Origin of the sequence: Nocardioides antri, from assembly GCF_008373765.1 — a bacterium.
Classification (GTDB): Bacteria; Actinomycetota; Actinomycetes; order Propionibacteriales; family Nocardioidaceae; genus Nocardioides; species Nocardioides antri.
In genome coordinates this window covers 150,083-174,047 of the sequence record NZ_VUJW01000006.1, presented here as the reverse complement: position 1 = coordinate 174,047, position 23,965 = coordinate 150,083, and the positions used below count along the sequence as shown (strand labels likewise).

General features: G+C 70.3%; 22 protein-coding genes. 3 read left to right on the top strand and 19 right to left on the bottom strand.

From position 1 onward, the window contains the following. Positions 1-284: 284 nt before the first annotated feature. From F0U47_RS12900 to F0U47_RS12855, 10 genes are read right to left on the bottom strand one after another with little or no spacing between them, the layout of a single operon-like run. Positions 285-1,451 carry an acyl-CoA dehydrogenase family protein gene (locus tag F0U47_RS12900; RefSeq protein WP_149750876.1) on the bottom strand — a complete coding sequence of 389 codons (1,167 nt, stop codon included), beginning with the start codon at positions 1,449-1,451 and terminating at the stop codon, positions 285-287. 3 nt (positions 1,452-1,454) lie between these two features. Next, positions 1,455-3,401 (bottom strand): acetyl/propionyl/methylcrotonyl-CoA carboxylase subunit alpha, encoded by a 1,947-nt coding sequence (locus tag F0U47_RS12895; protein ID WP_149750875.1) that lies wholly within the window; start codon positions 3,399-3,401, stop codon positions 1,455-1,457. A 10-nt stretch (positions 3,402-3,411) separates the two neighbouring features. Beyond that, entirely contained in the window at positions 3,412-5,034 is a 1,623-nt protein-coding gene (locus F0U47_RS12890; protein WP_438362066.1) for an acyl-CoA carboxylase subunit beta, read from the bottom strand. Beyond that, entirely contained in the window at positions 5,031-6,188 is a 1,158-nt protein-coding gene (locus tag F0U47_RS12885) for an acyl-CoA dehydrogenase family protein (RefSeq protein WP_149750874.1), read from the bottom strand. Before F0U47_RS12885 ends, F0U47_RS12890 begins: the two co-directional genes overlap by 4 nt. Then, positions 6,185-7,945 (bottom strand): acyclic terpene utilization AtuA family protein, encoded by a 1,761-nt coding sequence (locus F0U47_RS12880; protein ID WP_149750873.1) that lies wholly within the window; start codon positions 7,943-7,945, stop codon positions 6,185-6,187. The genes F0U47_RS12885 and F0U47_RS12880 overlap by 4 nt, the downstream gene beginning before the upstream one ends. Next, positions 7,945-8,787 carry a TIGR03084 family metal-binding protein gene (locus tag F0U47_RS12875; protein ID WP_149750872.1) on the bottom strand — a complete coding sequence of 281 codons (843 nt, stop codon included), beginning with the start codon at positions 8,785-8,787 and terminating at the stop codon, positions 7,945-7,947. Before F0U47_RS12875 ends, F0U47_RS12880 begins: the two co-directional genes overlap by 1 nt. Beyond that, positions 8,787-9,440 carry a TetR/AcrR family transcriptional regulator gene (locus F0U47_RS12870; RefSeq protein WP_246159600.1) on the bottom strand — a complete coding sequence of 218 codons (654 nt, stop codon included), beginning with the start codon at positions 9,438-9,440 and terminating at the stop codon, positions 8,787-8,789. Before F0U47_RS12870 ends, F0U47_RS12875 begins: the two co-directional genes overlap by 1 nt. 55 nt (positions 9,441-9,495) lie before the next feature. Further along, positions 9,496-9,987: a DUF4383 domain-containing protein gene (locus tag F0U47_RS12865; RefSeq protein WP_223162761.1), complete on the bottom strand. Its 492-nt coding sequence runs from the start codon at positions 9,985-9,987 to the stop codon at positions 9,496-9,498. A gap of 42 nt (positions 9,988-10,029) precedes the next feature. After that, positions 10,030-10,356, bottom strand: coding sequence for a MerR family transcriptional regulator (locus F0U47_RS12860; RefSeq protein ID WP_149750871.1), 327 nt, complete (start codon positions 10,354-10,356; stop codon positions 10,030-10,032). Beyond that, positions 10,347-10,748 carry a DnaJ domain-containing protein gene (locus F0U47_RS12855; protein ID WP_149750870.1) on the bottom strand — a complete coding sequence of 134 codons (402 nt, stop codon included), beginning with the start codon at positions 10,746-10,748 and terminating at the stop codon, positions 10,347-10,349. Before F0U47_RS12855 ends, F0U47_RS12860 begins: the two co-directional genes overlap by 10 nt. 164 nt (positions 10,749-10,912) lie before the next feature. Between F0U47_RS12855 and F0U47_RS12850 the strand changes: the two genes are divergently transcribed. Further along, the gene (locus F0U47_RS12850) at positions 10,913-11,335 is read left to right on the top strand and encodes an Hsp20/alpha crystallin family protein (RefSeq protein WP_149750869.1); all 423 of its coding nucleotides are present in this window, start codon (positions 10,913-10,915) and stop codon (positions 11,333-11,335) included. Positions 11,336-11,486: 151 nt separating this feature from the next. Here F0U47_RS12850 and F0U47_RS12845 read toward each other — a convergent pair whose 3' ends face one another. Genes F0U47_RS12845 through F0U47_RS12805 form a run of 9 tightly spaced genes read right to left on the bottom strand, consistent with a single transcriptional unit; the run spans position 11,487 to position 21,430 of the window. Then, on the bottom strand, positions 11,487-12,995 hold the full coding sequence (locus F0U47_RS12845; protein WP_149750868.1) for a CoA-acylating methylmalonate-semialdehyde dehydrogenase: 1,509 nt from the start codon (positions 12,993-12,995) through the stop codon (positions 11,487-11,489). Positions 12,996-12,997: 2 nt separating this feature from the next. Further along, positions 12,998-14,359, bottom strand: coding sequence for an aspartate aminotransferase family protein (locus tag F0U47_RS12840; RefSeq protein WP_149750867.1), 1,362 nt, complete (start codon positions 14,357-14,359; stop codon positions 12,998-13,000). 47 nt (positions 14,360-14,406) lie between these two features. Continuing rightward, a complete protein-coding gene (locus F0U47_RS12835; RefSeq protein WP_246159599.1) occupies positions 14,407-15,516 on the bottom strand; it encodes an ABC transporter substrate-binding protein in 1,110 nt (369 codons plus the stop codon). A gap of 32 nt (positions 15,517-15,548) precedes the next feature. Continuing rightward, the gene (locus F0U47_RS12830) at positions 15,549-16,328 is read right to left on the bottom strand and encodes an ABC transporter permease (protein WP_149750894.1); all 780 of its coding nucleotides are present in this window, start codon (positions 16,326-16,328) and stop codon (positions 15,549-15,551) included. Positions 16,329-16,339: 11 nt separating this feature from the next. Beyond that, a complete protein-coding gene (locus tag F0U47_RS12825; RefSeq protein ID WP_149750865.1) occupies positions 16,340-17,140 on the bottom strand; it encodes an ABC transporter ATP-binding protein in 801 nt (266 codons plus the stop codon). Then, the gene (locus F0U47_RS12820) at positions 17,140-18,087 is read right to left on the bottom strand and encodes an ABC transporter permease (protein ID WP_246159598.1); all 948 of its coding nucleotides are present in this window, start codon (positions 18,085-18,087) and stop codon (positions 17,140-17,142) included. The genes F0U47_RS12825 and F0U47_RS12820 overlap by 1 nt, the downstream gene beginning before the upstream one ends. Before the next feature lie 4 nt (positions 18,088-18,091). Then, positions 18,092-19,114 (bottom strand): TIGR03842 family LLM class F420-dependent oxidoreductase, encoded by a 1,023-nt coding sequence (locus F0U47_RS12815; protein WP_149750864.1) that lies wholly within the window; start codon positions 19,112-19,114, stop codon positions 18,092-18,094. 36 nt (positions 19,115-19,150) lie between these two features. Further along, a complete protein-coding gene (gene hydA / locus F0U47_RS12810; protein WP_149750863.1) occupies positions 19,151-20,581 on the bottom strand; it encodes a dihydropyrimidinase in 1,431 nt (476 codons plus the stop codon). A gap of 9 nt (positions 20,582-20,590) precedes the next feature. Then, on the bottom strand, positions 20,591-21,430 hold the full coding sequence (locus tag F0U47_RS12805) for a nitrilase-related carbon-nitrogen hydrolase (RefSeq protein WP_246159606.1): 840 nt from the start codon (positions 21,428-21,430) through the stop codon (positions 20,591-20,593). 109 nt (positions 21,431-21,539) lie between these two features. On the opposite strand from F0U47_RS12805, the gene F0U47_RS12800 reads away from it, so the two are divergent. Both F0U47_RS12800 and F0U47_RS12795 read left to right on the top strand, forming a co-directional pair. After that, complete coding sequence (locus F0U47_RS12800; RefSeq protein WP_149750861.1) at positions 21,540-22,865, top strand: aminotransferase class I/II-fold pyridoxal phosphate-dependent enzyme; 1,326 nt, start codon at positions 21,540-21,542, stop codon at positions 22,863-22,865. A 40-nt stretch (positions 22,866-22,905) separates the two neighbouring features. Continuing rightward, positions 22,906-23,874, top strand: coding sequence for a DUF4349 domain-containing protein (locus F0U47_RS12795; RefSeq protein WP_149750860.1), 969 nt, complete (start codon positions 22,906-22,908; stop codon positions 23,872-23,874). The last annotated feature ends 91 nt before the right edge of the window (positions 23,875-23,965 follow it).

Below are 23,965 nucleotides of genomic sequence, written 5' to 3'. Positions count from 1 at the left end.
CGATCGAGCGATCCTACGAAGATGTCCGCTAATGCCGCCCATCGTGCGCGGAGCTGCACGCTACTGCGCGCTTGGGGCTCGCTCCTGCCGATGAGCGGGCGGCACGGAGGACTGCCCGGGTGTTGTGGTCGCTGTCCGGGTGGTCGACCACCCTGGGAGTGACGACAACGCCGCGGTAGTTGCTCGATCGGGCCACTGTCCGGGTGTGGTGGCCACTACCCGAGGGTGAGGAGCCGACGACGAGCCACCGACGAGCACCGCCTGCGACACGCTCGTCGTCCAGCTCAGTACGACTTCGGGAGTCCCAGGGTGTGCATGGCGACGAAGTTGAGGATCATCTCCCGGCTGACCGGCGCGATCCGGCCGAGGCGGGCGGCGACGAGGAGGTTGGCGAGGCCGTACTCGACGGTCATGCCGTTGCCGCCGTGGGTGTGGACCGCGACGTCGGAGGCGTTGCAGGCGACCTCGCCGCCGGCGTACTTGGCCATGTTGGCGTACTCACCGGCGGTGAAGTCGTCGCCCGCGTCGTAGAGGGCAGCGGCCTTCTGCCACAGCAGGCGGGCCTGCTCGAGCTCGATCTTCACCTTGGCGAGCGGGTGCTGGATGCCCTGGTGGGCGCCGATCGGGGTGTCCTTCCAGACGGTGCGGGTCTTGGCGTACTCGACCGCCTTGTCGATCGCGTAGCGCGCCATGCCGCAGGACAGGGCGGCCCCCATGATCCGCTCGGGGTTGAGGCCGGCGAAGAGCTGCCAGAGCCCGCCGTCCTCGTCGCCGACCAGCGCGTCGGCGGGCAGCCGCACGTCGTCGAGGAAGAGCGTGAACTGCTTCTCGGGCGCCTGCCACGCCATCGGGATCGGCTGCCGGGTGAAGCCGTCGGCCTCGGTCGGTACGACGAACAGCGCCGGCTTGAGCTTCCCGGTCTTGGCGTCCTCGGTGCGGGCCACGATCAGCACCGAGTCGGCCTCGTCGACGCCCGAGATGAAGGTCTTGTTGCCGTTGAGGACCCACTCGTCTCCGTCACGGGTGGCGGTCGTGGTGATGCTGTGGGCGTTGGAGCCGGCGTCGGCCTCGGTGATGCCGAACGCCATGATCAGCGAGCCGTCGGCGATGCCGGGCAGCCACCGGTGCTTCTGCTCGTCGGTGCCGCAGCGGGCGATGATCGACCCGCAGATCGCGGGCGAGACGACCATCATGAGCAGCGGCGCACCGGCGGCGGACGCCTCCTCGAGGACCGCGGCCAGGTCGGCCATGCCGCCGCCCCCGCCGCCGTGCTCCTCGGGGATGTTGACGCCGAGGAAGCCGCTCTGGCCCATCTCGAGCCACATCTCGGTCATCTTGCCGCCCTCGCGGGCCTGCTTCTCGACGAACTCGCGGCCGTACTTGCTCGCCAGCTTCTTGACGGCCTCCCGCAGGGCCACCCGCTCCTCGGGCTCGGTGAAGTTGATGGTCATGGGTCAGTCCTCTTCGCTCTCGGAGTCTGTGGTGTCGGCGGTGACGACGGCGAGCACGGTGCCCGCCTCCACCTGCTGGCCGGTGGTGGCGGCGAGCTCGGTGACCGTGCCGGAGTACGGCGCGGTGATGGTGTGCTGCATCTTCATGGCCTCCATCACGAGGATGGGCCGGCCCTCGGCGACCACGTCGCCGACCTGGGCGTGGACGGCGACGACGCTGCCCGGCATCGGTGCCAGCAGCGAGCCCTCCGCGACCTGGGTCGCCGGGTCCACGAACCGCGGCTCGACTTCGAGCGCCACGTGACCTGCCGGACCGTCGACGTCGATCCGGTTGCCGGAGATCGCGACGTCGTAACGCGATCGCACCCCGTCGACCTCGAAGACGACAGTGGTCGGAGACGCCGAGACGACGCGGCCGCCCTCGATGCGGAACCCGGATCGCTCGCCCCACCACGTCGCACTGGTGCCGTCGGCGTAGTCGGTGCGCTGCGGCTGGCTCACGACGTTGCGGTAGCCGATCGGGATGCGCGACTGCACCGGAGAAGCGGCCTTCGCCGCCGTCACGAGGGCGAGTGAGCCCGCCAGACGGACCAATCGGTGCTCCTGTGACTCCTGTGGCGACTCGGCGCCGTCAGCGGCCTCTTCGGTCACCATTGGTCCGTTCGCCAGCAGGGCGGTAGTTACCTCACCGGCCACGAACCGCGGATCGGACAGGACGGCGACCAACTGTTCGCGGTTGGTGCGCAGGCCGTGCACGCGGGCTCGACGCAGCACCGAGATCAGGCGTCGCGCCGCGTCCTCGCGGGTCGGCGCTGCCACGATGAGCTTGGCGAGCATCGCGTCGTAGAAGGGTGAGACGGTCGAGCCGCTCGCGAACCCGGCTTCGACGCGCAGGCCCTCCACCTCAGGGAACTCGAAGCGGGTCATCGTGCCGACCTGCGGGGCGTAGTCGGCCGCTGGGTCCTCGGCGTAGAGGCGGACCTCGATCGCCGCGCCGTTCGGCTCACCGACGGCCGGCTCGCCCGCGGCGATGACGCCGGCCGACTCGAGCTGCAACTGCACGAGGTCAACCCCGTAGACCTCCTCGGTCACCGGGTGCTCGACCTGGAGCCGCGTGTTCATCTCGAGGAACCAGAAGCTGTCGCGGGCCGCGTCGTAGAGGAACTCCACGGTCCCGGCGCCGCGATAGTCGATCGCCTCCGCCGCTGCGCGAGCGGCGTCGTGCATCGCCTTGCGCGTCGCTTCGGGGAGCGCCGGAGCAGGTGCCTCCTCGACGATCTTCTGGTGGCGTCGCTGGACCGAGCAGTCCCGTTCGCCGTAGATCAGCATGCCCGTCGGGTGACCGACGACCTGCACCTCGACGTGCCGTCCGCTCTCGACGTAAGGCTCCACGAACACGGTCCCGTCGCCGAACGCCGAAGCAGCCTCTGCCTCGGCCGCGGCGATCTCGACCGGCAACGCGTCGAGGGACCGCACCACGCGCATGCCGCGACCGCCGCCGCCGGCAGATGCCTTGACCAGCAGCGGGAGATCGCCCTCCGTCGGCGCCTCCGGCGCGGTGAGGACGGGTACGCCGGCGGCGCCCATCAGCTTCTTCGACTCGATCTTCGAGCCCATCTGCTCGATCGACTCCGGAGACGGCCCGATCCAGGCCAACCCGGCCTCGGCAACCGCGCGAGCAAAGTCGGCGTTCTCCGAGAGGAAGCCGTAGCCCGGATGGATCGCCGTAGCCCCGGTCCGCGCCGCCGCGTCGAGGATCAGGTCCGCACGCAGGTAGGTCTCGCCGGGGGTGTTGCCCGGCAGCCGGACCGCGAGGGCGGCCTCCTCGACGTACGGAAGCTCGGAATCGGCGTCCGAGAAGACCGCGACGGTCGAGAGCCCGAGCCGTCGACAGGTGCGGAAGACCCGGGACGCGATCTCCGCGCGATTGGCCACTAGAACTCGCTGCATCGTGGTCCCTCTACATCCGGAAGACGCCGAAGTTCATGGCGCCCTCGATCGGCTGGTTGTCGATGACGGACAGGCAGATGCCCAGGACGGTGCGGGTGTCGCGCGGGTCGATGACGCCGTCGTCGTAGACCAGGCCGGAGAGGAAGTAGGGCAGGGACTGCTCCTCGACCATCCCCTCGACCATGTCCTTGATGCCCTTGAAGCCCTCGGCGTCGAAGGGCTCGCCCTTCTTCTCGGCCGACTCTCGGGCCACGATCTCGAGCACGCCGGCGAGCTGCTGCGGTCCCATGACGGCAGACTTCGCCGACGGCCAGGTGAAGAGGAAGCGCGGGTCGTAGGCGCGGCCGTTCATGCCGTAGTTGCCGGCGCCGTACGACGCGCCCATGATCACCGTCAGGTGCGGCACCTTCGAGTTGGAGACCGCGTTGATCATCATCGCGCCGTGCTTGATGATGCCGCCCTGCTCATACTCCGTGCCGACCATGTAGCCGGTCGTGTTGTGCAGGAACAGCAGCGGTGTGTCCTTCTGGTTGGCCAGCTGGATGAACTGCGCAGCCTTCTGCGCTTCCTCGGAGAACAGCACGCCGCGTGCGTTGGCGAGGATGCCGATCTCGTGGCCGTGGAGCCTGGCCCAGCCGACGCACAGGGAGGCGCCGTACAGCGGCTTGAACTCGTCGAAGGCGATCGCGTTGCCCGGCCCGGTGCCGTCGACGATCCGCAGGATGGCCTCCCGCGGGTCGAACGGCTCCTTGAGGTCGGTCGGGATCAGGTCGAGCAGCTCCTCGGGGTCGAGGTCCGGCTCGGAGTACGACGACGGGTCGGGCGTGGTGCCCTTCTTGCGCCAGTTGAGGCGGGCAACGACGCGTCGTGCCTGCCGGATGGCGTCGTGCTCGTCGACCGCGAGGAAGTCCGACGAGCCGGAGACCCGGGAGTGCATCTCGGCCCCGCCGAGCGACTCGTCGTCGGTCTCCTCGCCCGTCGCCATCTTCACCAGCGGCGGACCCGCGAGGAAGACCTTCGCGCGCTCCTTGACCATGATCACGTAGTCGCTCATGCCGGGGACATAGGCGCCGCCGGCCGTGGAGTTGCCGAAGACGACCGAGATCGTCGGCTGCTTGCGCGCGGACGACCGGGTGAGGTCACGGAAGCCCCGCCCACCGGGAATGAAGATCTCCTTCTGGGTCGGTAGATCGGCGCCACCGGACTCGGTGAGGTTGATGCTCGGCAGGTAGTTGCGCTCGGCGATCTCGGCGGCCCGGAACGTCTTCTTCAGCGACCACGGGTTGAGGGCGCCGCCCTTCACCGTGGGGTCGTTGGCGATGATCATGCACTCCACGCCCTCGACGACCCCGATCCCGGTGACGACGCTGGCGCCGACCGCGAAGTCGCTGCCCCAGCCGGCCAGCGGCATCAGCTCGAGGAAGGCCGAGCCCTCGTCGACGAGCAGCTCGATGCGCTCGCGGGCAGTGAGCTTGCCGCGCTCCTTGTGGCGGGCAATGTACTTGCCGCCCGCCTCGACGGCCTTGGCCTGTTCGGCGTGCAGCGACTCGATCTTCTCGAGCATCGCCTGCCGGCGCTGCTGCTCGACGGTGGTCTCGGGGGCGTCGGTGTCCTCGGTGGTCTCGGTCGTCACTTGGCGTACCCCAGGAGTCGGGCTGCCAGGTCGGTGAGCACCTCGGTGGCGCCACCGCCGATCGGCAGCAGTCGGACGTCGCGGTAGTGGCGCTCCACCTCGGACTCGCGCATGTAGCCCATGCCGCCGTGGAGCTGGACCGCCTGGTCGGCGACCCAGACGGCGGTGTCGACGGCGGTCTGCTTCGCGAGGCAGGCCTCGGCGATGCAGTTCTCGCCGGCGTCGTACCGCCGCGCGACCTCGAGGGTGTAGCTGCGGGCGACCGCGACCTGGCGGTGCATCTCGGTCAGCTTGGCGCGCACGACCTGGTTGGCGACCAGCGGCTTGCCGAACGCGTCCCGGACCCGGCAGTAGTCCGCAGCCAGGTTGAGGCAGCGCAGCGCGTGGCCGTAGCCCATCAGCGCCAGCCAGATCCGCTCGGAGACGAAGTTCTCGGCGATGTAGTAGAAGCCGTGGTTCTCCTGGCCGACCAGGTTCGCGGCCGGGACCCGGACGTCCTCGTAGGTCAGCTCGCCGGTGTCCGATGCGAGCCAGCCCATCTTGTCGAGCTTGCGGGAGACGGTGAAGCCGGGCGTGCCCTTGGGTACGACGATCAGCGAGATGCCGTGCGCGCCCGGCTCGCCGGTGCGGACCGCCGTGGTGACGAAGTCGCCGCGAACGCTCGAGGTGATGAACGTCTTGGCGCCGTTGATGACGTAGTGGTCGCCGTCGCGGACCGCCCGGGTCGCGATGTTCGCGACGTCGGAGCCGGCACCGGGCTCGGTGATGGCGAGCGAGCCGATCATGTCGCCGGACAGCACCGGCCGGACGTAGGTGTCGACCAGCTCCTTCGAGCCGTTCTGGATGATGTGCGGGATCGCGATGCCGTGGGTGTAGGCCGAGGCCATCAGCCCGCCCGACCAGCCACCCTCCATGAAGCCCTGCTGCATCGCGCAGGCGTCGATGAGCGAGCCGCCGTCGCCGCCGACCTCCTCCGGGACGCCGATGCCGAGGAAGCCGGCGTGGGCGAGCTTCTTCTGGAACTCGCGCGGGATCTCGCCGTCCTTCTCCCACTGGTCGAGGTGGGGCGTCACCTCACGTCGGGTGAACTCGAGCGCCGACTCCTTGAGGGCGACCTGCTCCTCGGTGAAGCCGTGGTTGAACGTGGTCGTCATAGGACGTTTCCTTCGATGTTGACGAGGCGGGAGCGGACCCACTCCGCGAGCCCCTTGGCCTGCGGGTCGAAGCGAGCCGTGGCGGCCACGCCCTCGTCGAGCAGGCCGTGGATCAGGACGTTGACGCCGCCGAGGTTGGGCAGCACGTAGACCTCGATGTCGAGGTCCGCCGCCTCCGGGATCAGCTCGCGCACCCGGCGGCGCGACATGAACTTCGTCAGCCAGGTGACGCGCTCGGCGTACTTCGGATGGCCGTCGTTCTTCACCCACAGGCCGATGTTGGCGTCGCCCCCCTTGTCGCCGGAGCGGCCGTGCACGAAGGTCCCCAGCGGGAGCCGCCGGGTGAGGGTGTCGGTCGGGGCGGGGTACGGCGACGGCCGCTGCCCCTCCGTCGGGTCGACCGTCGTCGAGACCGTCTTCGGGTCCTCGATCACCTCGGTCGTGCCGTCGTGGTGGACGACGGTGTGCTGGACGGTGCTGCGCGGGACGTACGCCGGGCGGTAGACGCCGTACGCCGTGCCGGGGCCGGGCATCCGGGTGACGTTGAACCCCGGGTAGGAGGCGAGCGCGAGCTCGATCATCGGTGCCGTGAAGGCCTTGCCCACCTTGTCGGCGCTCGGGTCGAACGCCGTCACCCGGAGCAGGAGCGACGCGCCCTCCTCGGTCTCGGCGTCCGGCTGGACGGGTCCGAAGCCGGACCACACCACCTTGGCCGGCCGGTCGTCACCGAGCGCGGCCTCGACCTGGGCCTTGACCCAGTCGACCTTGGCCTCGCAGTCGAGGCCGGTCACCACGAACTCCGTGGAGTTGCGGAACCCGGCCACGTAGTTGAGGCAGACCTTCAGCTGCTCGGGCGGCTCCGAGCCGGTGACGCCGGTGACCGCCACCCGGTCTGAATCAGGGGGCCCCACCTGCTCGAGCCGCAGCGAGGTGAGGTCGACGGTGACGTCGGGGTTGAGGTACTTCGTCGTCTGGATCTCGTAGACGAGCTGCGCGGTGACCGTGTCGACGGTGACCGCACCGCCGGTGCCGGGGTGCTTGGTGATCACCATCGAGCCGTCCTCGGCCAGCTCCGCGATCGGGAAGCCGAGCGGCTTGTCGCGGTTCGGGATGTCGAGGAAGCCGCTGAAGTTGCCGCCGGTGGCCTGGGTGCCGCACTCGATGATGTGGCCCGCGACGACGGCACCCGCCAGGGCGTCGTACGACTCGGGCGACCAGCCGAAGTGGGCGATCGCCGGCCCGACGACGACCGAGGCGTCGGTGACCCGTCCGGTCACGACCAGGTCCGCCCCGCGGTCGAGCGCGGACGCGATGCCGAACGCGCCGAGGTAGGCGTTGGCCGTCAGCGGGTCGCCGTAGGTCTCGTGCAGCAGGCCGAGGTCGGCGACCTGCCCGCGGATGTCGTCGCCCTCGACGTGCGCGATCCGCGGGTCCAGACCGAGGCCGTGGGCGACCTCGCGCAGCTTCTCGGCGAGCCCCCGCGGGTTGAGGCCGCCGGCGTTGACGACGACCTTGACGCCCTGCTCGAGCGCGAGGCCGAGGGCGTCCTCGGCCTGCTTGACGAACGTGCGGGCGTAGCCGAGGTTCGGGTCCTTGAACGTGTCCCTGCCGAGGATGAGCATCGTCAGCTCGGCCAGGTAGTCACCGGTGAGGTAGTCCAGCGGGCTGTCATCGGTCGCCGCCTCGAGCATCTCGCGGAAGGCAGAGAGCCGGTCGCCGTAGAACCCGGAGCAGTTGCCGATCCGTACGGTGCTCATCAGGCTCCTCCGGTGGTCGCGCTGGTGGTCCCTGAGCCTGTCGAACGGGTCGAGACCCGGCCGTTGCCCGCAGGGCCGGCGAAGGACTGGGCGATCGTCAGCCACCTCTCGGCGTCCTCGCCGACCGCCTCCAGGTCGGTGTCGTCGCGGTGGATCCGCTGCGTGACGAGCTGGCAGAAGTCGTAGGCCGAGCCCTTCACCGACTGCGCGGCGTCCTCAGGCCCCCAGACCCAGAGGGCGCCGCTCGGCGCGGTCAGCTCGACCCGGAACTCCTCGGCCGGCGGCTCCAGCTGCTGCTGCGCGAACGAGTAGTTGCGGGTGCGGACGCCGAGGTGCGCGACGTGCCTGATCCGGTCGGTGACGGGAGGGCGCTCACCGACCGCGTCGTACACGTCGAGCGCGTGGGCCCACGTCTCCATGAAGCGGGCGGTGGCCATCGACGTCGGCGACATCGGCGGGCCGAACCACGGCATCTTCTGACCGTCGGGTACGGCGCGGAGCGCGTCGCCCAGGGCAGCGCGGCCGGCGTCCCACCGGGCGAGCAGGTCGGCCGGGGCGAGCTGCGCGAGCTCGTGGGCGCCGGCGTCGACGAAGCCGGTCGGGTCGGCGATCGCCTGCAGCACGACCTCGTCCCAGGCCCCCTTGCCCTCCGGCGTGTCTGCGTTGGCCGCGAGGACCGCGACCTCGTCGGTCCACACCAGGTGGGCCACGGTCGTGGCGATGGTCCAGCCCTCGGCGGGGACCGGGGTTGCCCAGCCGCCCTCGCCGAGACCGACGACCGCACCGCGGAGCTGGTCGCCCTCGGCGGTGAGGTCGGCGAGGACGTCGTCGAACACGCTCACTACTGCTCCTTATCGGTGGTTGAGGTGCGAGCGAAGCGAGCCTCGAAACCCAGGGTCGTCTCGAGCGTTGCCGCCCACTGGTCGAGGATGCGGCGACGACGGCGGGTGTCGTCGCCGAGGGTGCTGGCCAGGCCGAGGCCGCGCACCAGGTCGAGGGTCGCCTGGATCAGCTCGCGGACCCCGGGCTGCGACTCGTCGGCGCCGAGGAGCTGGACGGTCATCTTGTGCGTCTCGCGGCCCACGACCTGCTCGAGCGGTGCGACCGCCTCGAGCAGGGTCTCGTCGGTGCGGGCAGCCACCCACAGCTCGAGCGCGGCCGTGAAGACCGGACCGGCGAAGTGGTCGCCGAGCATCTGGATCACCGCGCGGGTCCGCTGCTTGCCGGCCGGCAGCTGCGAGGCGGCAGCGGCGAGCTCCTCGCCGCGGCGCTCGGTCAGGTGGGTCACGGCCGCGACCACCAGGTCGTTCTTGGTCGGGAAGTGGTGCAGCTGGGCGCCGCGGCTCACGCCTGCGCGCTCGGAGACGAGCGTAGTCGTCGTACCGCTGAAGCCCTTCTCGACCAGGAGCTCGACGGTGGCCTCGAGCAGGCGGGCCCGCATCGCGCGGGTGCGCTCCTCCTGCGGGACGCGGGAGCTGGTCGACGACGCGGTCACCCGTTCAGGATGACGGCGCACAAACAAACAGTCAAGCCTGACTGTTAATCCTCGCCTACCGCGCGACGGTGCGGTCCGAGGTCATCAGGTCGCCGAGCGACTGGCGGAGTCCGCCGTCCCGGCGGATCTGGATGCCCGCGATCGCCAGCATCACCGCGGCGGTGACGAGGTGGACGATCGCGTCGGTGATGTTGTTGGGGAAGGTGAGGACCCAGGCGACCTGGTGGGAGAACAGTGCCCAGACGCCAGGCAGCGCGCCCCCGATGGCCGCGACGATCAGGTAGGCGACCGCCCACGAGCTGCGGAGCGCGAACACCAGCCCAGGGCCGAAGAGAGCGACACCGGCGACGGCGTGCCACCCGTTGAAGTCCATCCCGAGGACCTGCTCGGTCGGCGCGTCGGGGCCGGTCGCGAAGCTCGGCTCGGCGAGGTATCCGAACACTGCCTGGATCAGGTGGAGCACGCTGATCACCAGCAGCCCCCACTGGGCGAACGTCCAACCGCGGGTCATCTCGGCCTCCGAGTCGTCGACGATGGTCCTCGCCACGGTAGGCCCCAGATCCTGGTCGGGAAGCGGACCCGACCGCCGCTAGCTGCTGGACCGGCGCGCGTCCGCCCCCCGTCGCCCGCCAGCTGAGTCGCGCAGCCGGTCGACCTCGGCCCGCAGCCGGCGCGTCTCGGCCTCGAGGCGCAGGACGTGCTCGATGCCGGCAAGGTTGAGACCGGCCTCCAGCAGGGTGGTGATCTTGTTGACGCGCTCCAGGTCCTGGCTGCTGTAGCGACGGGTGCCGCCCTCGGTGCGCTGGGGGGCCAGCAGACCGCGCGTCTCGTAGGTGCGCAGCATCTGGGGGTTCACCCCGGTGAGCTCGGAGGCCACCGAGATCGAGAACAGCGCATGGTCGCGGTTCAGGTCCATCCTCGACGGCCTCCCCTGTGCAGGCGGACGACCGGTCCGATCCACAGGATCTCCTCTCCCCACCCCTCGCCGGGCGCCGGCTCGACACGCACCGGACCGGCGACGAAGGGCCGGCCCGTGGCCGGGGTCGCCCGCGGGAAGGGTCGGGCCGTCGACGGCGCCTCCTCGGGCGGGTCCGCCGGCGCGGTCCGTTCGGGCGCGGCAGCCATCGCCTGCTGATAGGCCGCCGAGAGCGCGGTGAACCGCTCGGCCGCGTCGCGCTCGCTCGACACGTCCGGATGGGTGGCCCTGGCCAGCCGACGGTAGGCCGCCAGCACCGCGAGCTGGTCGGCGTCCGGCCGGAGGCCGAGGAGCGCGAACGCCGCCCGGACCTTCGGATCGACGAGCCCCATGGTTGCCTCCGATCTCCTTCTCGGGGTCGGCGCCGGCGCCGGACGCTGACCGGATTTTCGGTCTTGATTTTATCAGCGGAAGAGGCAAAATCTAAGACAGAGACCGAAGATAATCTGATGACCGTGGTAGACCGGTCGTCAGTCACCCGAGAGGAGGACAAGCAATGCTGATGCGCACCGATCCGTTCCGCGACCTCGACCGGTTGACCGAGGCCGTGCTGGGCACCCGGGCCCGTCCGGCGATGATGCCGATGGACGCCTATCGCGAGGACGGCACCTTCGTGGTCCACCTCGACCTGCCGGGTGTGACGCCAGACTCCATCGACCTGACCGTGGAGCAGAACGTCCTGACCGTGCGCGCGGAGCGCAAGCCGCAGGCCGCCGAAAGCGCGGAGAAGGTCGTCGACGAGCGGTTCTACGGCGTGTACAACCGCCAGCTGTTCCTCGGCGAGACCTTGGACGCCGACCGGCTCACCGCCGACTACGACGCCGGCGTGCTGACCCTCAGGATCCCCATCGCGGAGAAGGCCAAGCCGCGCCGGATCGAGGTGAGCGGCGTGGGAAAACGCAAGGAGATCCACGCCTGACAGCACGCGTGAAGGACGTGCTCGGCCTGGGAAGGAGGTGAGCGCACCACCGCGACCGAGCACTCACTGACCGCCCGGCGGGACACCGCGATCGTGCCAACCGGTCGCGGTGCCCCGCCCGGGCACCTCAAGGCCGAGCGAGCCGGGACTCTCAGGTGTGCTGGGGGAAGCCCAGGTTGATCCCTCCGTGCGACGGGTCGAGCCACCGGCTGGTGACGGCCTTCTCGCGCGTGAAGAACTCCACGCCCTGCGGGCCGTAGGCCTTCGCGTCGCCGAAGATCGACGCCTTGTAGCCCCCGAACGAGTGGTAGGCCACGGGCACCGGGATCGGCACGTTGATGCCGATCATGCCGACCTCGGCCTCGCGCTGGAAGCGCCGTGCGGCGCCGCCGTCGTTGGTGAAGATCGCTGTGCCGTTGCCGTAGGGACTGGCGTTGATGAGCTCGACGCCGTCGGCGTACGACGCCACCCGCACCACCGAGAGCACCGGACCGAAGATCTCGTCGCGGTAGACCGAGGAGCTGGTCGGCACCTTGTCGATCAGCGTCGGGCCGAGCCAGAAGCCCTCGTCGGGCCCGTCGTAGTCCGCCTCGCGGCCGTCGACCACGACCGCCGCGCCGTCAGCCGTGGCGACGTCGATGTAACCGGCCACCTTGTCGCGGTGCTCGCGGGTGATCAGCGGGCCCATGTCGCAGCCCTTGCGGCCGTCACCGGTGACCAGCTTGCCCATCCGGTCGCGGATCTTCTCGATCAGCTCGTCGGCGATCGGCTCGACGGCGAGGACGACCGAGATCGCCATGCACCGCTCGCCGGCGGACCCGAAGCCCGCGTTGACCGCGGAGTCGGCGACCAGGTCGAGGTCGGCGTCGGGGAGCACCAGCATGTGGTTCTTCGCACCACCCAGCGCCTGCACCCGCTTCCCGTGGGAGGTGGCGGTCTCGTAGACGTACTTCGCGATCGGCGTCGATCCGACGAACGAGATCGAGGCGACGTCGGGGTGCGTCAGGAGCGCGTCGACGGCCTCCTTGTCGCCGTGGACCACGTTGAAGACGCCGTCGGGCAGCCCGGCCTCCTTGAGCAGCGCGGCCATCCAGTTGGCGACGCTCGGGTCCTTCTCGCTCGGCTTGAGCACGACCGCGTTGCCGGTCGCGATCGCCAGCGGGAAGAACCACATCGGCACCATGGCGGGGAAGTTGAACGGGCTGATGATGCCGACGACACCGAGCGGCTCCTTGACGGAGTAGACGTCGACGTCGGTGGAAACGTTGGGCGAGAACGCGCCCTTGGTGAGGTGCGGCATCGCGCAGGCGAACTCCACGACCTCGAGGCCGCGCGCGACCTCGCCCGCCGCGTCGGACAGCACCTTGCCGTGCTCCGAGGTCAGGATCGCGGCCAGCTCGTCCTTGCGCTCGTTGAGCAGCTGGCGGAAGCCGAAGAGCACCTGCTGCCGCTTGGTGATCGAGGTCGTGCCCCAGCTGGCGAACGCCTCCTTGGCGGCGGCGACCGCCCGGCCGACGTCGCCGGCGGTGCCGTAGCGCACCTCCTTGGAGACCACGCCGAGCGCGGGGTCGTAGACGGGGCCGGTGCGACCGGGCTGTTGAGGATCGCCCGCGTCGGGCGCGCCGGCGATCCAGTGGTCGAGAACTTCGAGACCGGTCATTTCTAGAGCTCCTTGTCGAGCAGGGACAGAACTTCGTCGTACGTCGCCAGGGCCTGGGCCACCTCATCGGAGGTGACCACGCAGGGAGGTACGACATGGATGCGGTTGTCGGCGATGAACGGGAGCAGGCCACGGCTGACCAGCTCTCCCTTGGCGCGCCCGATCAGGGCCGCGGAGAGCGGCTCCCGGGTCGCCCGGTCGGCGACCAGCTCGATCGCCCAGAACACGCCGGTGCCGCGGACCTCGCCGACGACTGGGTGCCGGTCGGCGAGCTCCGCGAGGCCGGGGCCGATCACGTCGGCGCCGATCTGCTTCGCGTGGGCGACGATGCCCTCGCTCTCCATCGCGTCGAGCGCCGCGACGATCGAGGCGGCCGCGAGCGGGTGGCCGCTGTAGGTCAGCCCGCCGGGGAAGACCCGGTCGTCGAAGGTGCGCGCGACGGCGTCGCTGATGACCACGCCACCGACCGGGACGTAGCCGGAGTTGACGCCCTTGGCGAAGGCGATGAGGTCGGGCACGACGTCGTGCGCGTCGAGCGCGAACCACTCGCCCGCGCGGCCGAAGCCCGCCATCACCTCGTCGAGGATCAGCATGATCCCGAACTCGTCGGCGATGGCGCGCACGCCCTGCAGGTAGCCGGGCGGCGGCACCAGGACCCCCGCCGTGCCGGGGATCGTCTCCAGCAGGATCGCCGCGACACTCCCCGGCCCCTCGCACTCGACGACCCGGCGCAGGTGTCGCAGCGCCCGCTCGCACTCCTCCTCCGGCGTGGTCGCCCAGAACTCCGAGCGGTAGAGGTAGGGCCCGAAGACGTGGACATGACCGCGGGCGTACTCGTTGGGGATCCGTCGCCAGTCGCCGGTCGCGACGACCGCACCGCCGGTGTTGCCGTGGTAGGAGCGGTACGTCGACACGACCTTGTCGCGCCCGGTGTGCAGGCGCGCCATCCGGATGGCGTTCTCGATCGCGTCGGCCCCGCCGTTGGTGAAGAACACCTTGTTGAATCCCTCGGGGGCGCGCGACGCGATCCGCTGCGCGGCCAGGCCGCGCGTGAGGTTGGCGGTCGCGGGGCCGATCGTCGTCAGCGTCGCCGCCTGCTCGTGGATCGCCGCGACCACCGCAGGGTGCTGGTGGCCGATGTTGACGTTGACCAGCTGGCTGGAGAAGTCGAGGTACCTCCGTCCGGCGTGGTCCCAGACCGTCGTGCCGTGCCCGCCCGCGATCGGCAGCAGGGAGAGGCCTCCCTGCGCCGACCACGAGTGGAACACGTGCTCTCGGTCCAGCTCGGTGGTGCGGGCGTCCAGCTCGGCGCCGCCGGTCCCGGCCGCGTCTGCGGGCGTGTTCGGTCCGGTGACCGTCGTCATCGTCGGCTCCTTCTCATCTCGTGCACCGTCAAGGAGGGCGTCAACGGCTAGTTGCCGCCCTCGTTCAGGGTGACCTCGATCGGCTGGTAGTCCGAGCCGACGGTGTCGACCTCGTCACCGAGGTCATCGATCGCCTGCTCGATGTACTCGGTCGTGTACGCCGACGCCGGCGGCTCCTCGGTGATCAGGTGCTGGTCCTGCTCGTTGACCGCGGCCAGCGCACCTGCGACGGTCTGGTCCCAGGCGGCGGGGTCCATCACGCCGATGCCGTTCTCCGCCGGCCAGATCAGCTTGTTGGTCTCGTTCGCCATCCACAGCTCGTGGCTGGGACCCCAGCTGGAGCCGGCCTCGAGCGTGATCTGCGCGGCCTCCTCGACGTTGTCGCGCGCGAACGCCCATCCCTTGATGACGGCCCTGAGGAAGGCGACGGTCGTCTCCTCGTACTCCTCGTCGCTCTCCAGCCGGTCCGTGTCGGCCCAGATGGCGTCCTGGAGCATGGCGCCCTCGGTGTCCTCGTAGGCGATGACGTTGAAGTCCTCGGGCGTGTAGAGCTCGCCCGTCTCGGGGTTCGGCGTCTCCAGCAGCTGCGCGTACTCGTTGTAGGTCATCGCCTGTGCGGCGTCGATGTCACCCTGCAGGAAGGCGTTCATGTTGAAGTCCTGGGTCACGATCTCGACGGTCGTGGAGTCGAGACCCTCGGCCGCCATCGCCGCGAAGATCTCCCACTCGTTGCCGAAGCCCCAGGAGCCGATCCGCTGGCCCTCGAAGTCGGAGACCTCTTCGATCCCCGAGTCCGCCCACGACACCTGGAGGGTGCCTGAGCGTTGGAAGATCTGGGCGATGTTGGTCAGGTTCGCTCCCTGCTCGATCGACCCGAGCACCTTGGGCACCCACGCGATCGCGTAGTCGACGTCGCCGTTGGCGAGCGCGTCCTGGGGGACGATGTCGCCGCCGGAGGGGATGATCTCGACCTCGAGCCCCTCCTCCTCGAAGAACCCCTGCTCCACCGCCGCGTAGTAGCCCGCGAACTGGGCCTGCGGCAGCCACTGGAGCTGCAGCTTCACCTCGGTGAGGTCTCCGTCGCCCCCATCGTCGCCCCCCGAGCAGGCCGCCAGCATGGGTCCGACCGCGACCGCGATCGCACCAGTCGCGATCACGCGACGGATTCTCGTGTTCAATCTGGTTCCTTTCATCGGGGGTTTCCGGTGGGCAGTCGGTGCTGCACCAGCCGCTCGAGGAGGACGGTGACCAGGTAGGCACCGAGGCCGAGCAGGATCGCGGCGGCGACGTAGGCCCAGGCCCTGGCGTAGGCACTGGTCGCCGCGGACGTGGAGATGAAGCTGCCGAGCCCTCCGCGGGGCCCGCCGAAGTACTCCGCCACCAGCGCCGAGATCACGGCGAGGGACGTGGCGACGCGGATCCCGGTGAGGACGTACGGCGCCGCACTCGGCAACGTGAGCGCTCGGAAGGTCTGCCACCCGGAGGCCGCGTAGGTGCTCATGAGGTCGCGGTGCAGCGGCGTGGTCTGCCGCAGCCCGCGGAGCGTGTTGACGAACACGGGGACGAACGCGGCCAGGGCGGCGATGGCACGGCGGCCGTACTCGCTGTCCGCGCCGTACATCGAGTTCAGCACCGGAGCCAGCGCCACGATCGGCACCACCGCCACCGACGCCACCACCGGAGCGAGCATGCCGTCGAACCAGCGCGCCCAGCCCGCGAGCGCGGCGAGGACGACGCCGAGGACCGCGCCGAACACCAGGCCCGCGAGCGCGTTGCCGCCGGTGATCCACGCAGCCTCGCGAATGGCCTGTGAGTTCTCGCCGAGCTCGGCCCAGATCTCCGACGGGCTGGGCAGGAGGTACTCCGAGACGCCCAGGACCGACACCAGGAGCTGCCACACCGCAAGACCGAGCACGCCGACCAGCACCGGCGCGGCGACTCGCGCAGCGCGCTCTGTGGTCGGGGACATCGTGCTCACGGCTACCGGCCTTCCAGCGCGGGCGAACGGACGGGCGCTCCGTGGAGCGCTGCGCGGACCTCGGTGACCTTCTCGAAGAACGCCGGCGACTCCCGCAGCGCCTCGTCGCGCGCCGTGTCGCGGCCGATCCCGGTGGTGATCACCGACGTGATCCGGCCGGGCCGCGGCGACATCACCACCACCCGGTCGGACAAGAAGACCGCTTCGGGGATCGAGTGGGTCACGAACACCACCGCGGCGCCGGTCTCGGCCGTGATCCGCGCGAGCTCGGACTGCATCCGCTCACGGGTCATCTCGTCGAGGGCGCCGAACGGCTCGTCCATCAGGAGCAGCCGGGGCCGCTCCGCGAGCGCCCGCGCGATCGCCACGCGCTGCTGCATGCCGCCGGAGAGCTGGTCGGGGTGGTGGTCGGCGAAGTCGGACAGACCGACCATCTCTGCGAGCTCGGCAACGCGGCTCCGGCGCTCCCTCCGGCCGACACCGTGGATCTCCAGCGGCAGCGCGATGTTGGCAGCCACCGTCCGCCAGGGCAGCAGGCCCGCCTGCTGGAAGGCGATGCCGTAGTCCTGGTCGACCCGCGCCTTCCGGGCGGTCTTGCCGAACACCTCGACGGTGCCGGCGGTGGGCTGCTCGAGATCGGCGACCAGCCTCATCAGCGTCGACTTGCCGCACCCCGACGGGCCGATCAGCGAGACGAACTCACCCTCGCCGACGGTCAGGCTCACGTCGGCCAGAGCGTGCACCTGTCCCGAGCGGGTCACGAAGGTCTTGCTGACCCCCTCGATCCGGACCGCGTCCTGCATCAGACCGCCTCTCCACGTCGGTAGTTCCGCATCAGCGCGCCGAGCAGCGCGACGAACCCGGCCGCGACCAGGCCGAGGCCGATCGCGCCGAAGATCGGGGCCCACGCCTTTGCCGGGTCGCCGGACGCCTGGCCGGCGTAGGACACGAGCAGCCGGCCGACGCCGTCGAGGTAGCCGGTCGACACCTCGGCGACCACCGTCCCGATCACGGCGCTGGCAGCACCCAGTCGCAGTGCCGGCAGCAGGTAGGGCACGGCCGCGGGGATCCGCACCTTGCGCAGGGTGTCGGTCGCGCTCGCGGCGTAGGTCCGGAGCAGCTCGGTGTGGATGCGGTCCGGTGACTGCAGGCCCTTCAGTGCGCCGACCGCGACCGGGAAGAACGCGAGGTAGCTGGCGATCACGGCGACGGAGAGCCACGAAGGCCACTCCCAGCCGGCGATCTCGATCCGGGAGCCCCAGCTGCGGACCACCGGCGCGAACGCGATCAGCGGCACCGTCTGGCTGAGCACGATCCACGGCAGCAGGCCCCACTCCGCGATCCGGACCCGCTGCATCAGCACGGCAAGCAGCAGACCGACGGAGGTGCCGACGAGCCAGCCGACGGTCGCGATGCCGAGCGACACGACGGAGGCGTCGAGCACCACCCGCCACAGCGGCTCGGCGTCGCCGAGGCTGGTCACCGGCTCGAACAGCCGCTGCACCATGTCCCACACGTGCGGCATCGCCAGGTCCGTCGTACGAGGAAGGACCCGGTTCTCCCCGACCAGGACGCCTTCCTCCGGCCCCACCGCCTTGTAGCCCTCCCACAGGCCGGCGACGCCGACGAGCCCGAGCAGGCCGAGGACGGCGGCGCGCAGCCGCGCCACCCACGTGCGGCGGTGGCCGGAGCGGGCGACGGGCGCGGTCTCGGGGACCGGACTGGTGGGGTCGGCAAGGGCTGTGGTCAACGGGTCAGGCCTTCGCCGTCACGTGCTCGCGGAGCGGCGGCATGACCGTCTCGCCGTAGACCCGCATCGTCTCCTCCTTGTTGTCGTGCTGGAGGTAGATGGCGAACTGGTCGACGCCGATCTCTTGCAGAGCCCTGAGCTTCGCAACGTGCTGCTCCGGTGTCCCGAGCAGGCAGAACCGGTCGACGATCTCGTCGGGCACGAAGTCGACGTGGTCGTTGTCGGCCTTGCCGTGGGTGTTGTAGTCGTAGCCGGTGCGGCCCTTGATGTAGTCGACGAGCACGTCGGGGAAGTCGGCATCCTCGCCGTACTTGCTGACGATGTCGGCGATGTGGTTGCCCACCATCCCCCCGAACCACCGGGTCTGCGAGCGCATGTGGTCGATCTGGTCGGCGCTGCCGACGTACGCCGGCGCGGCGACGCAGAACGTGAGCGCGTCCGGGTCGCGCCCGGCCTGCTCGGCCGCCTCGCGGACCCGGCCGATCATCCACCGCGCGACGTCGACGTCGGCGAGCTGGAGGATGAAGCCGTCGCCCGCCTCGCCCGCGGTCTTCAGCGCGAGCGGTCCGTAGGCAGCGATCCACACCTCGAGGGCGGACGTGCGGGCCCAGGGGAACTGCAGCTTCGAGCCGTTGTGCTCGACCGGCCGGCAGTTGGCCAGCTCGCGGATGACGTGCGTGGCCTCGCGGACCTCCTTGAGCGTGGTCGGCTTGCCGTTGAGCACGCGGACGGCGGAGTCGCCGCGGCCCATGCCGACCACGGTGCGGTTGCCGTACATCTCGTTGAGGGTCGCGAACACCGACGCCGTGACCGTCCAGTCGCGGGTCGCCGGGTTGGTGACCATCGGCCCGACGATCACCCGCCGGGTCTCGGCGAGGATCTGGCTGTAGATGACGTAGGGCTCCTGCCACAGCAGGTGGGAGTCGAAGGTCCACACGTAGTCGAACCCGTGCTGCTCCGCCTCCTTCGCGAGCCCGACGGTGCGCCAGGCCGGCGGGTTGGTCTGGAGTACGACGCCGAAGTCCATCTCTTTCCTTTCGGTCCCTGAGCCTGTCGAAGGGCCTCAGACCAGGTACTGGGTCAGGTCGCGCTTCAGGAACCGGCCGTGGCCCTTGGTCCCCCGGAACTCGCCGTCCTCGACGAGGACCGCGCCGCGCGAGATCGTCACGTCGACGTGTCCGTCGATCTCGAAGCCCTCCCACGCCGAGTGGTCCATCGCCATGTGGTGGGTCTTCCCGACCCCGATCGACGTGTGGCCGTTCGGGTCGTAGACGACGATGTCGGCGTCGGCACCCGGCTGGATCACGCCCTTCCGGCCGTAGAGCCCGAACATCCGGGCCGGCGTCGTCGAGATCAGCTCGACCCACCGCGGCAGCGAGATCCGCCCGTCGACGACGCCCTGGTAGAGCAGGTCGACCCGGTGCTCGATGGAGCCGATGCCGTTGGGGATGGCGCGGAAGTCGTCCCTGCCGAGCTCCTTCTGGTCCTTCATGCAGAACGGGCAGTGGTCGGTCGACACCATCTGCAGGTCGTTGGTGCGCAGGCCCTGCCACATCGCCTCGAGGTGGCCCTCCTCCTCCGACCGCAGCGGCGTCGAGCAGACCCACTTCGCACCCTCGAAGTCTCCCCACTCGTCGCTCTTGGCGCCCAGGTTCTTCTCGAGCGAGAGGTAGAGGTACTGCGGGCAGGTCTCGCCGAAGACGTTCTTGCCGTTGTCGCGGGCCCAGGCGACCTGGGCGACGGCCTGCTTCGCACTCATGTGGACGATGTAGAGCGGCGCCTCCGTGACGTCGGCGAGCATGATCGCGCGGTGCGTCGCCTCCTCCTCCATCTGCCAGGCGCGCGCGATGCCGTGGTAGTACGGCGCGGTCTTGCCGGACTCCGCCAGCTGCGCGGCGAGGACGTCGATGGCCGGGCCGTTCTCGGCGTGCATCATCGTCAACAGCCCGGTCTCACGGGCCTTCTGCATCGCCCGCAGGATCTGGGCGTCGTCGCTGTAGAACACGCCGGGGTAGGCCATGAACAGCTTGTAGGACGTGATGCCCTCGTCGATCAGGCCCTCCATCGCCTTCAGCGACTCGTCGTCGACGCCGCCGATGATCTGGTGGAACCCGTAGTCGATCGCGCAGTTCCCGTCGGCCTTCTCGTGCCACGCCGCGAGCCCGTCCTCGACCCGCTCGCCGTACTTCTGGACGGCGAAGTCGATGATCGACGTCGTGCCGCCCCACGCGGCCGCGGTGGTGCCGGTCTCGAAGGTGTCGCACGCCTCGGTGCCGCCGAACGGCAGCTGCATGTGCGTGTGGGCGTCGATGCCGCCGGGGATGACGTACTTCCCGGACGCGTCGATCACCTTGTCGGCGGCGCCCGCGTCAGAGCCCAGGCTCTCGCTGCCCGGAGCGAGCACGGCGACGATCCGCTCGCCGTCGACCAGCACGTCCGCGTCCACCGTGCCGGTCGCGTTCACGACCGTGCCGCCCTTGATCAGGATGGTCATCGGTCCCCCTCAAGGCCGCGGGATGGCGGTGTAGGAGTCGGGCCGGCGGTCGCGGTAGAACTGCCAGTCGTCGCGCATCTGCTGGACCATGTCCATCTCGAGGTCGCGGACGAGGAGCTCCTCCTTCTCCGAGGAACCGCGCTCGCCGACGAAGTTGCCGCGCGGGTCGATGACCTGGCTGGTGCCGTAGAAGTCGACCGCCTCGGCGCCGTATTCGTTGTCCTCGAGCCCGACCCGGTTGGGCTGGAGGACGAAGTAGCCGTTCGCGACCGCGGCGCAGGGGCCTTCGACCTCCCACAGCCGGTTGCTCAGGCCGGGCTTCGTGGCGTTGGGGTTGAAGACGATGTGGGCGCCGTTGAGGCCGAGCTCGCGCCAGCCCTCGGGGAAGTGTCGGTCGTAGCAGATGTAGGCGCCGACCTTGCCGACCGCGGTGTCGAACACCGGGTAGCCGAGGTTGCCGGGCCGGAAGTAGAACTTCTCGAAGAACTTCTCCAGCTGGGGGATGTGGTGCTTGCGGTACTTCCCCAGGATCGTGCCGTCGGCGTCGACGACGACGGCGGTGTTGTAGTAGACGCCGGCCTGCTCCTGCTCGTAGATCGGGAGCACGATCACCATGCCGAGCTCCTTCGCCAGGGAGGCGAAGCGCTGCACGATCGGGCCGTCGGCCGGCTCGGCGTAGCGGTAGTACTTCTGGTCCTGGGTGATGCCGAAGTAGGGGCCGTAGAACAGCTCCTGGAAGCACATCACCTGCGCACCCTGGGCTGCCGCGTCGCGAGCGAACTGCTCGTGCTTGTCGAGCATCGAGTCCTTGTCGCCGGTCCAGGTCGTCTGGCTGATGGCGGCGCGCACGATGGTCAAGGTCCACCTCCGCTGGGGGTCGGAATGGGCTCCCGAGTTCTGTTATCTTCCGGGTTGAACATTTCGCTGTGATTTCCCCGCTGTCAAGGGTTGGGGCCACATGGATCTCTCGACGATCGCCGATCGCACCCCGCAGGGCATCGCGGGTGCGTTCAGCCGCGCGGTGCGCGCCGGCGACCTCGCACCCGGCGATCGGCTGCCGACGGTCCGCGACGTCGCCGCCGAGCTGGGGGTGTCCCCGGCGACCGTCTCCGCGGCGTGGCAGGCGCTGCGTCGTACCGGCCTGGTGGTGTCGCGGGGCCGCGCCGGCACCTACGTCCGCGACACCCCGACGCCCTGGCTGTCACCGCGGCAGCGCGGCCTCGTCGGCGCGGGCCCGGACGGGCTGCGGCTCGACCTCTCGCGCGGAACGCCCGACCCGACGCTGCTGCCGGACCTCGGGCCGGCGCTCCACCGCGTCTCCCAGCGGGCGGGGACCCTCGCCTACCAGGAGGAGCCGGTGCTGCCGGAGCTGCGTGAGGTGCTGCTCGCGTCCTGGCCCTACGAGACCGAGGCGATCACGGTGGTCGACGGCGCGACCGACGGCGTGGCGCGCATGCTCGAACAGGTTGCGTCGTACGGCGACCGCGTGGTGCTCGAGTCCCCCGGCTTCCCGCCGTTCTTCGACCTGGTCGAGGCGCTCGGCGCCGAGGTCGTGCCGGTCGCGCTCGACGGGTCCGGCGTCACGCCGGAGTCCCTGCGGCGCGCGCTCGACGCCCGGCCGGTCGCCGTCGTGCTCCAGCCGCGCGCCCACAACCCGACCGGCGTCTCGATGACCCAGGCCCGGGCGCAGCAGCTGGTCCGGGTGCTGCGCCGGAGACGTGCGGACGTGCCGTGGATCGTCGAGGACGACCACTCCTCCGGCATCTCGGTATCACCCGACGTGAGCCTCGGCCACTGGCTGCCGGACCGGGTGGTGCACGTGCGGTCGTTCTCCAAGTCGCACGGTCCCGACCTGCGGATCGCCGCACTGGGTGGGCCCGCCGCGATCGTCGACCGGATCGTCGCCCGCCGGATGCTCGGACCGGCCTGGACGTCGCGGATGGTGCAGACGATCCTGCTCGACCTGCTCACCAGCTCGCAGTCGCTCGACGAGGTGGGCGAGGCGCGGCGGCAGTACATGGCGCGGCAGCGGACGCTGGCCGGTGCCCTGGTCGCACTGGGCGTCCACGTCGCCGTACCGGACGGCATCAACCTGTGGCTGCCGGTCCGGGAGGAGCGGGCGGCACTGCTGCACCTCGCGGCGTCCGGCATCCGGGTCGCCGGCAGCAGCCCGTTCCTCGCCGTCGACGGCGAGCCGTTCGTGCGGGTCACCTCGGGGCTGGTGTCGCCGGACGACGCCGCCGACGTGGCGACCGCGCTCGCCGCGGCAGCCGTCGCTGTCTGACCCGCGGAACCGATCGGACCCCGGCTGCCGTCGTACACATATGAGGCCTGCCGCGCGTCGTCGTCCTTCCCGGCTTCTCCTGGCGCTGGTCGCCGCACTGCTCGCGGCCTCGGGATGCACTTCGTCGGGGGACGAGGACGGCCGGCCGTCGGGCTCGTTCGAAGGGGCCGGGGACGAGTCGGCGGAGGCGCCGACCGACCTGGACGGCCCTGCTCTCAGGGAGGCGGAGGCGAACGACGCGCTCGACGACTCCGCGTTGAACGCGCAGTTCGAGTCCGCGGCCGAGCCGGTCGAGTCCGACCGCAAGCTGATCGCGAAGGGAAACGTCTCGCTCGAGAGCGACGACGTCGAGGCAGCTGTGGTGGACGTCCAGGAGATCACCGACCGGTACTTCGGCGAGATCACCGAGCGGGAGACGACGACCAACGACGAGGGCGAGCTGAAGACCGCGCGCCTGCTGCTGCGGATCCCGGTCGACGACTTCACAGCCGCCCTCGCCGACCTCGAGCAGGCGGCGGACCTGCAGTCGTCGAGCTCCGGCTCCGAGGACGTCACCACCAAGGTCATCGACACCCAGGTCCGGATCCGCGCCCAGCGTCGTAGCCTCCGCCGCGTCGAGTTCCTGCTCGACCGCGCCCAGTCGATCAGCGACATCATCCGGATCGAGGGCCAGCTCACCCGACGCCAGGCCGACCTCGACTCGCTCGAGCAGCGGCTGGACTACCTCCAGAACCAGACGTCGATGTCGACCATCACCGTCAACATCTCGCTCCCCCCGCCGGAGAAGAAGAAGGAGAAGAAGGACGAGCCCGAGGAGTCCGGCTTCCTCGCCGGCCTCTCGAACGGTTGGGACGCGCTGAAGTCCTTCGGCACCGACGTCGCCACCCTGACCGGCCAGGTCCTCCCCTTCGCCGTCGTGCTCCTCCTCATCGGCGGTCCTCTCTGGCTCCTGGTGCGGCGGTTCCTGCGGAGGGACGACGCACCTGTCACCGCCCCCGCCGATGCCTGATCCCCGTTGATTCGGGACCCGTGGTGGGCCGATTCGACGAAGGACGACAGAGAGCCCGCCGCAGCAGCGACGAGCCCTCTGGTGTCCTACG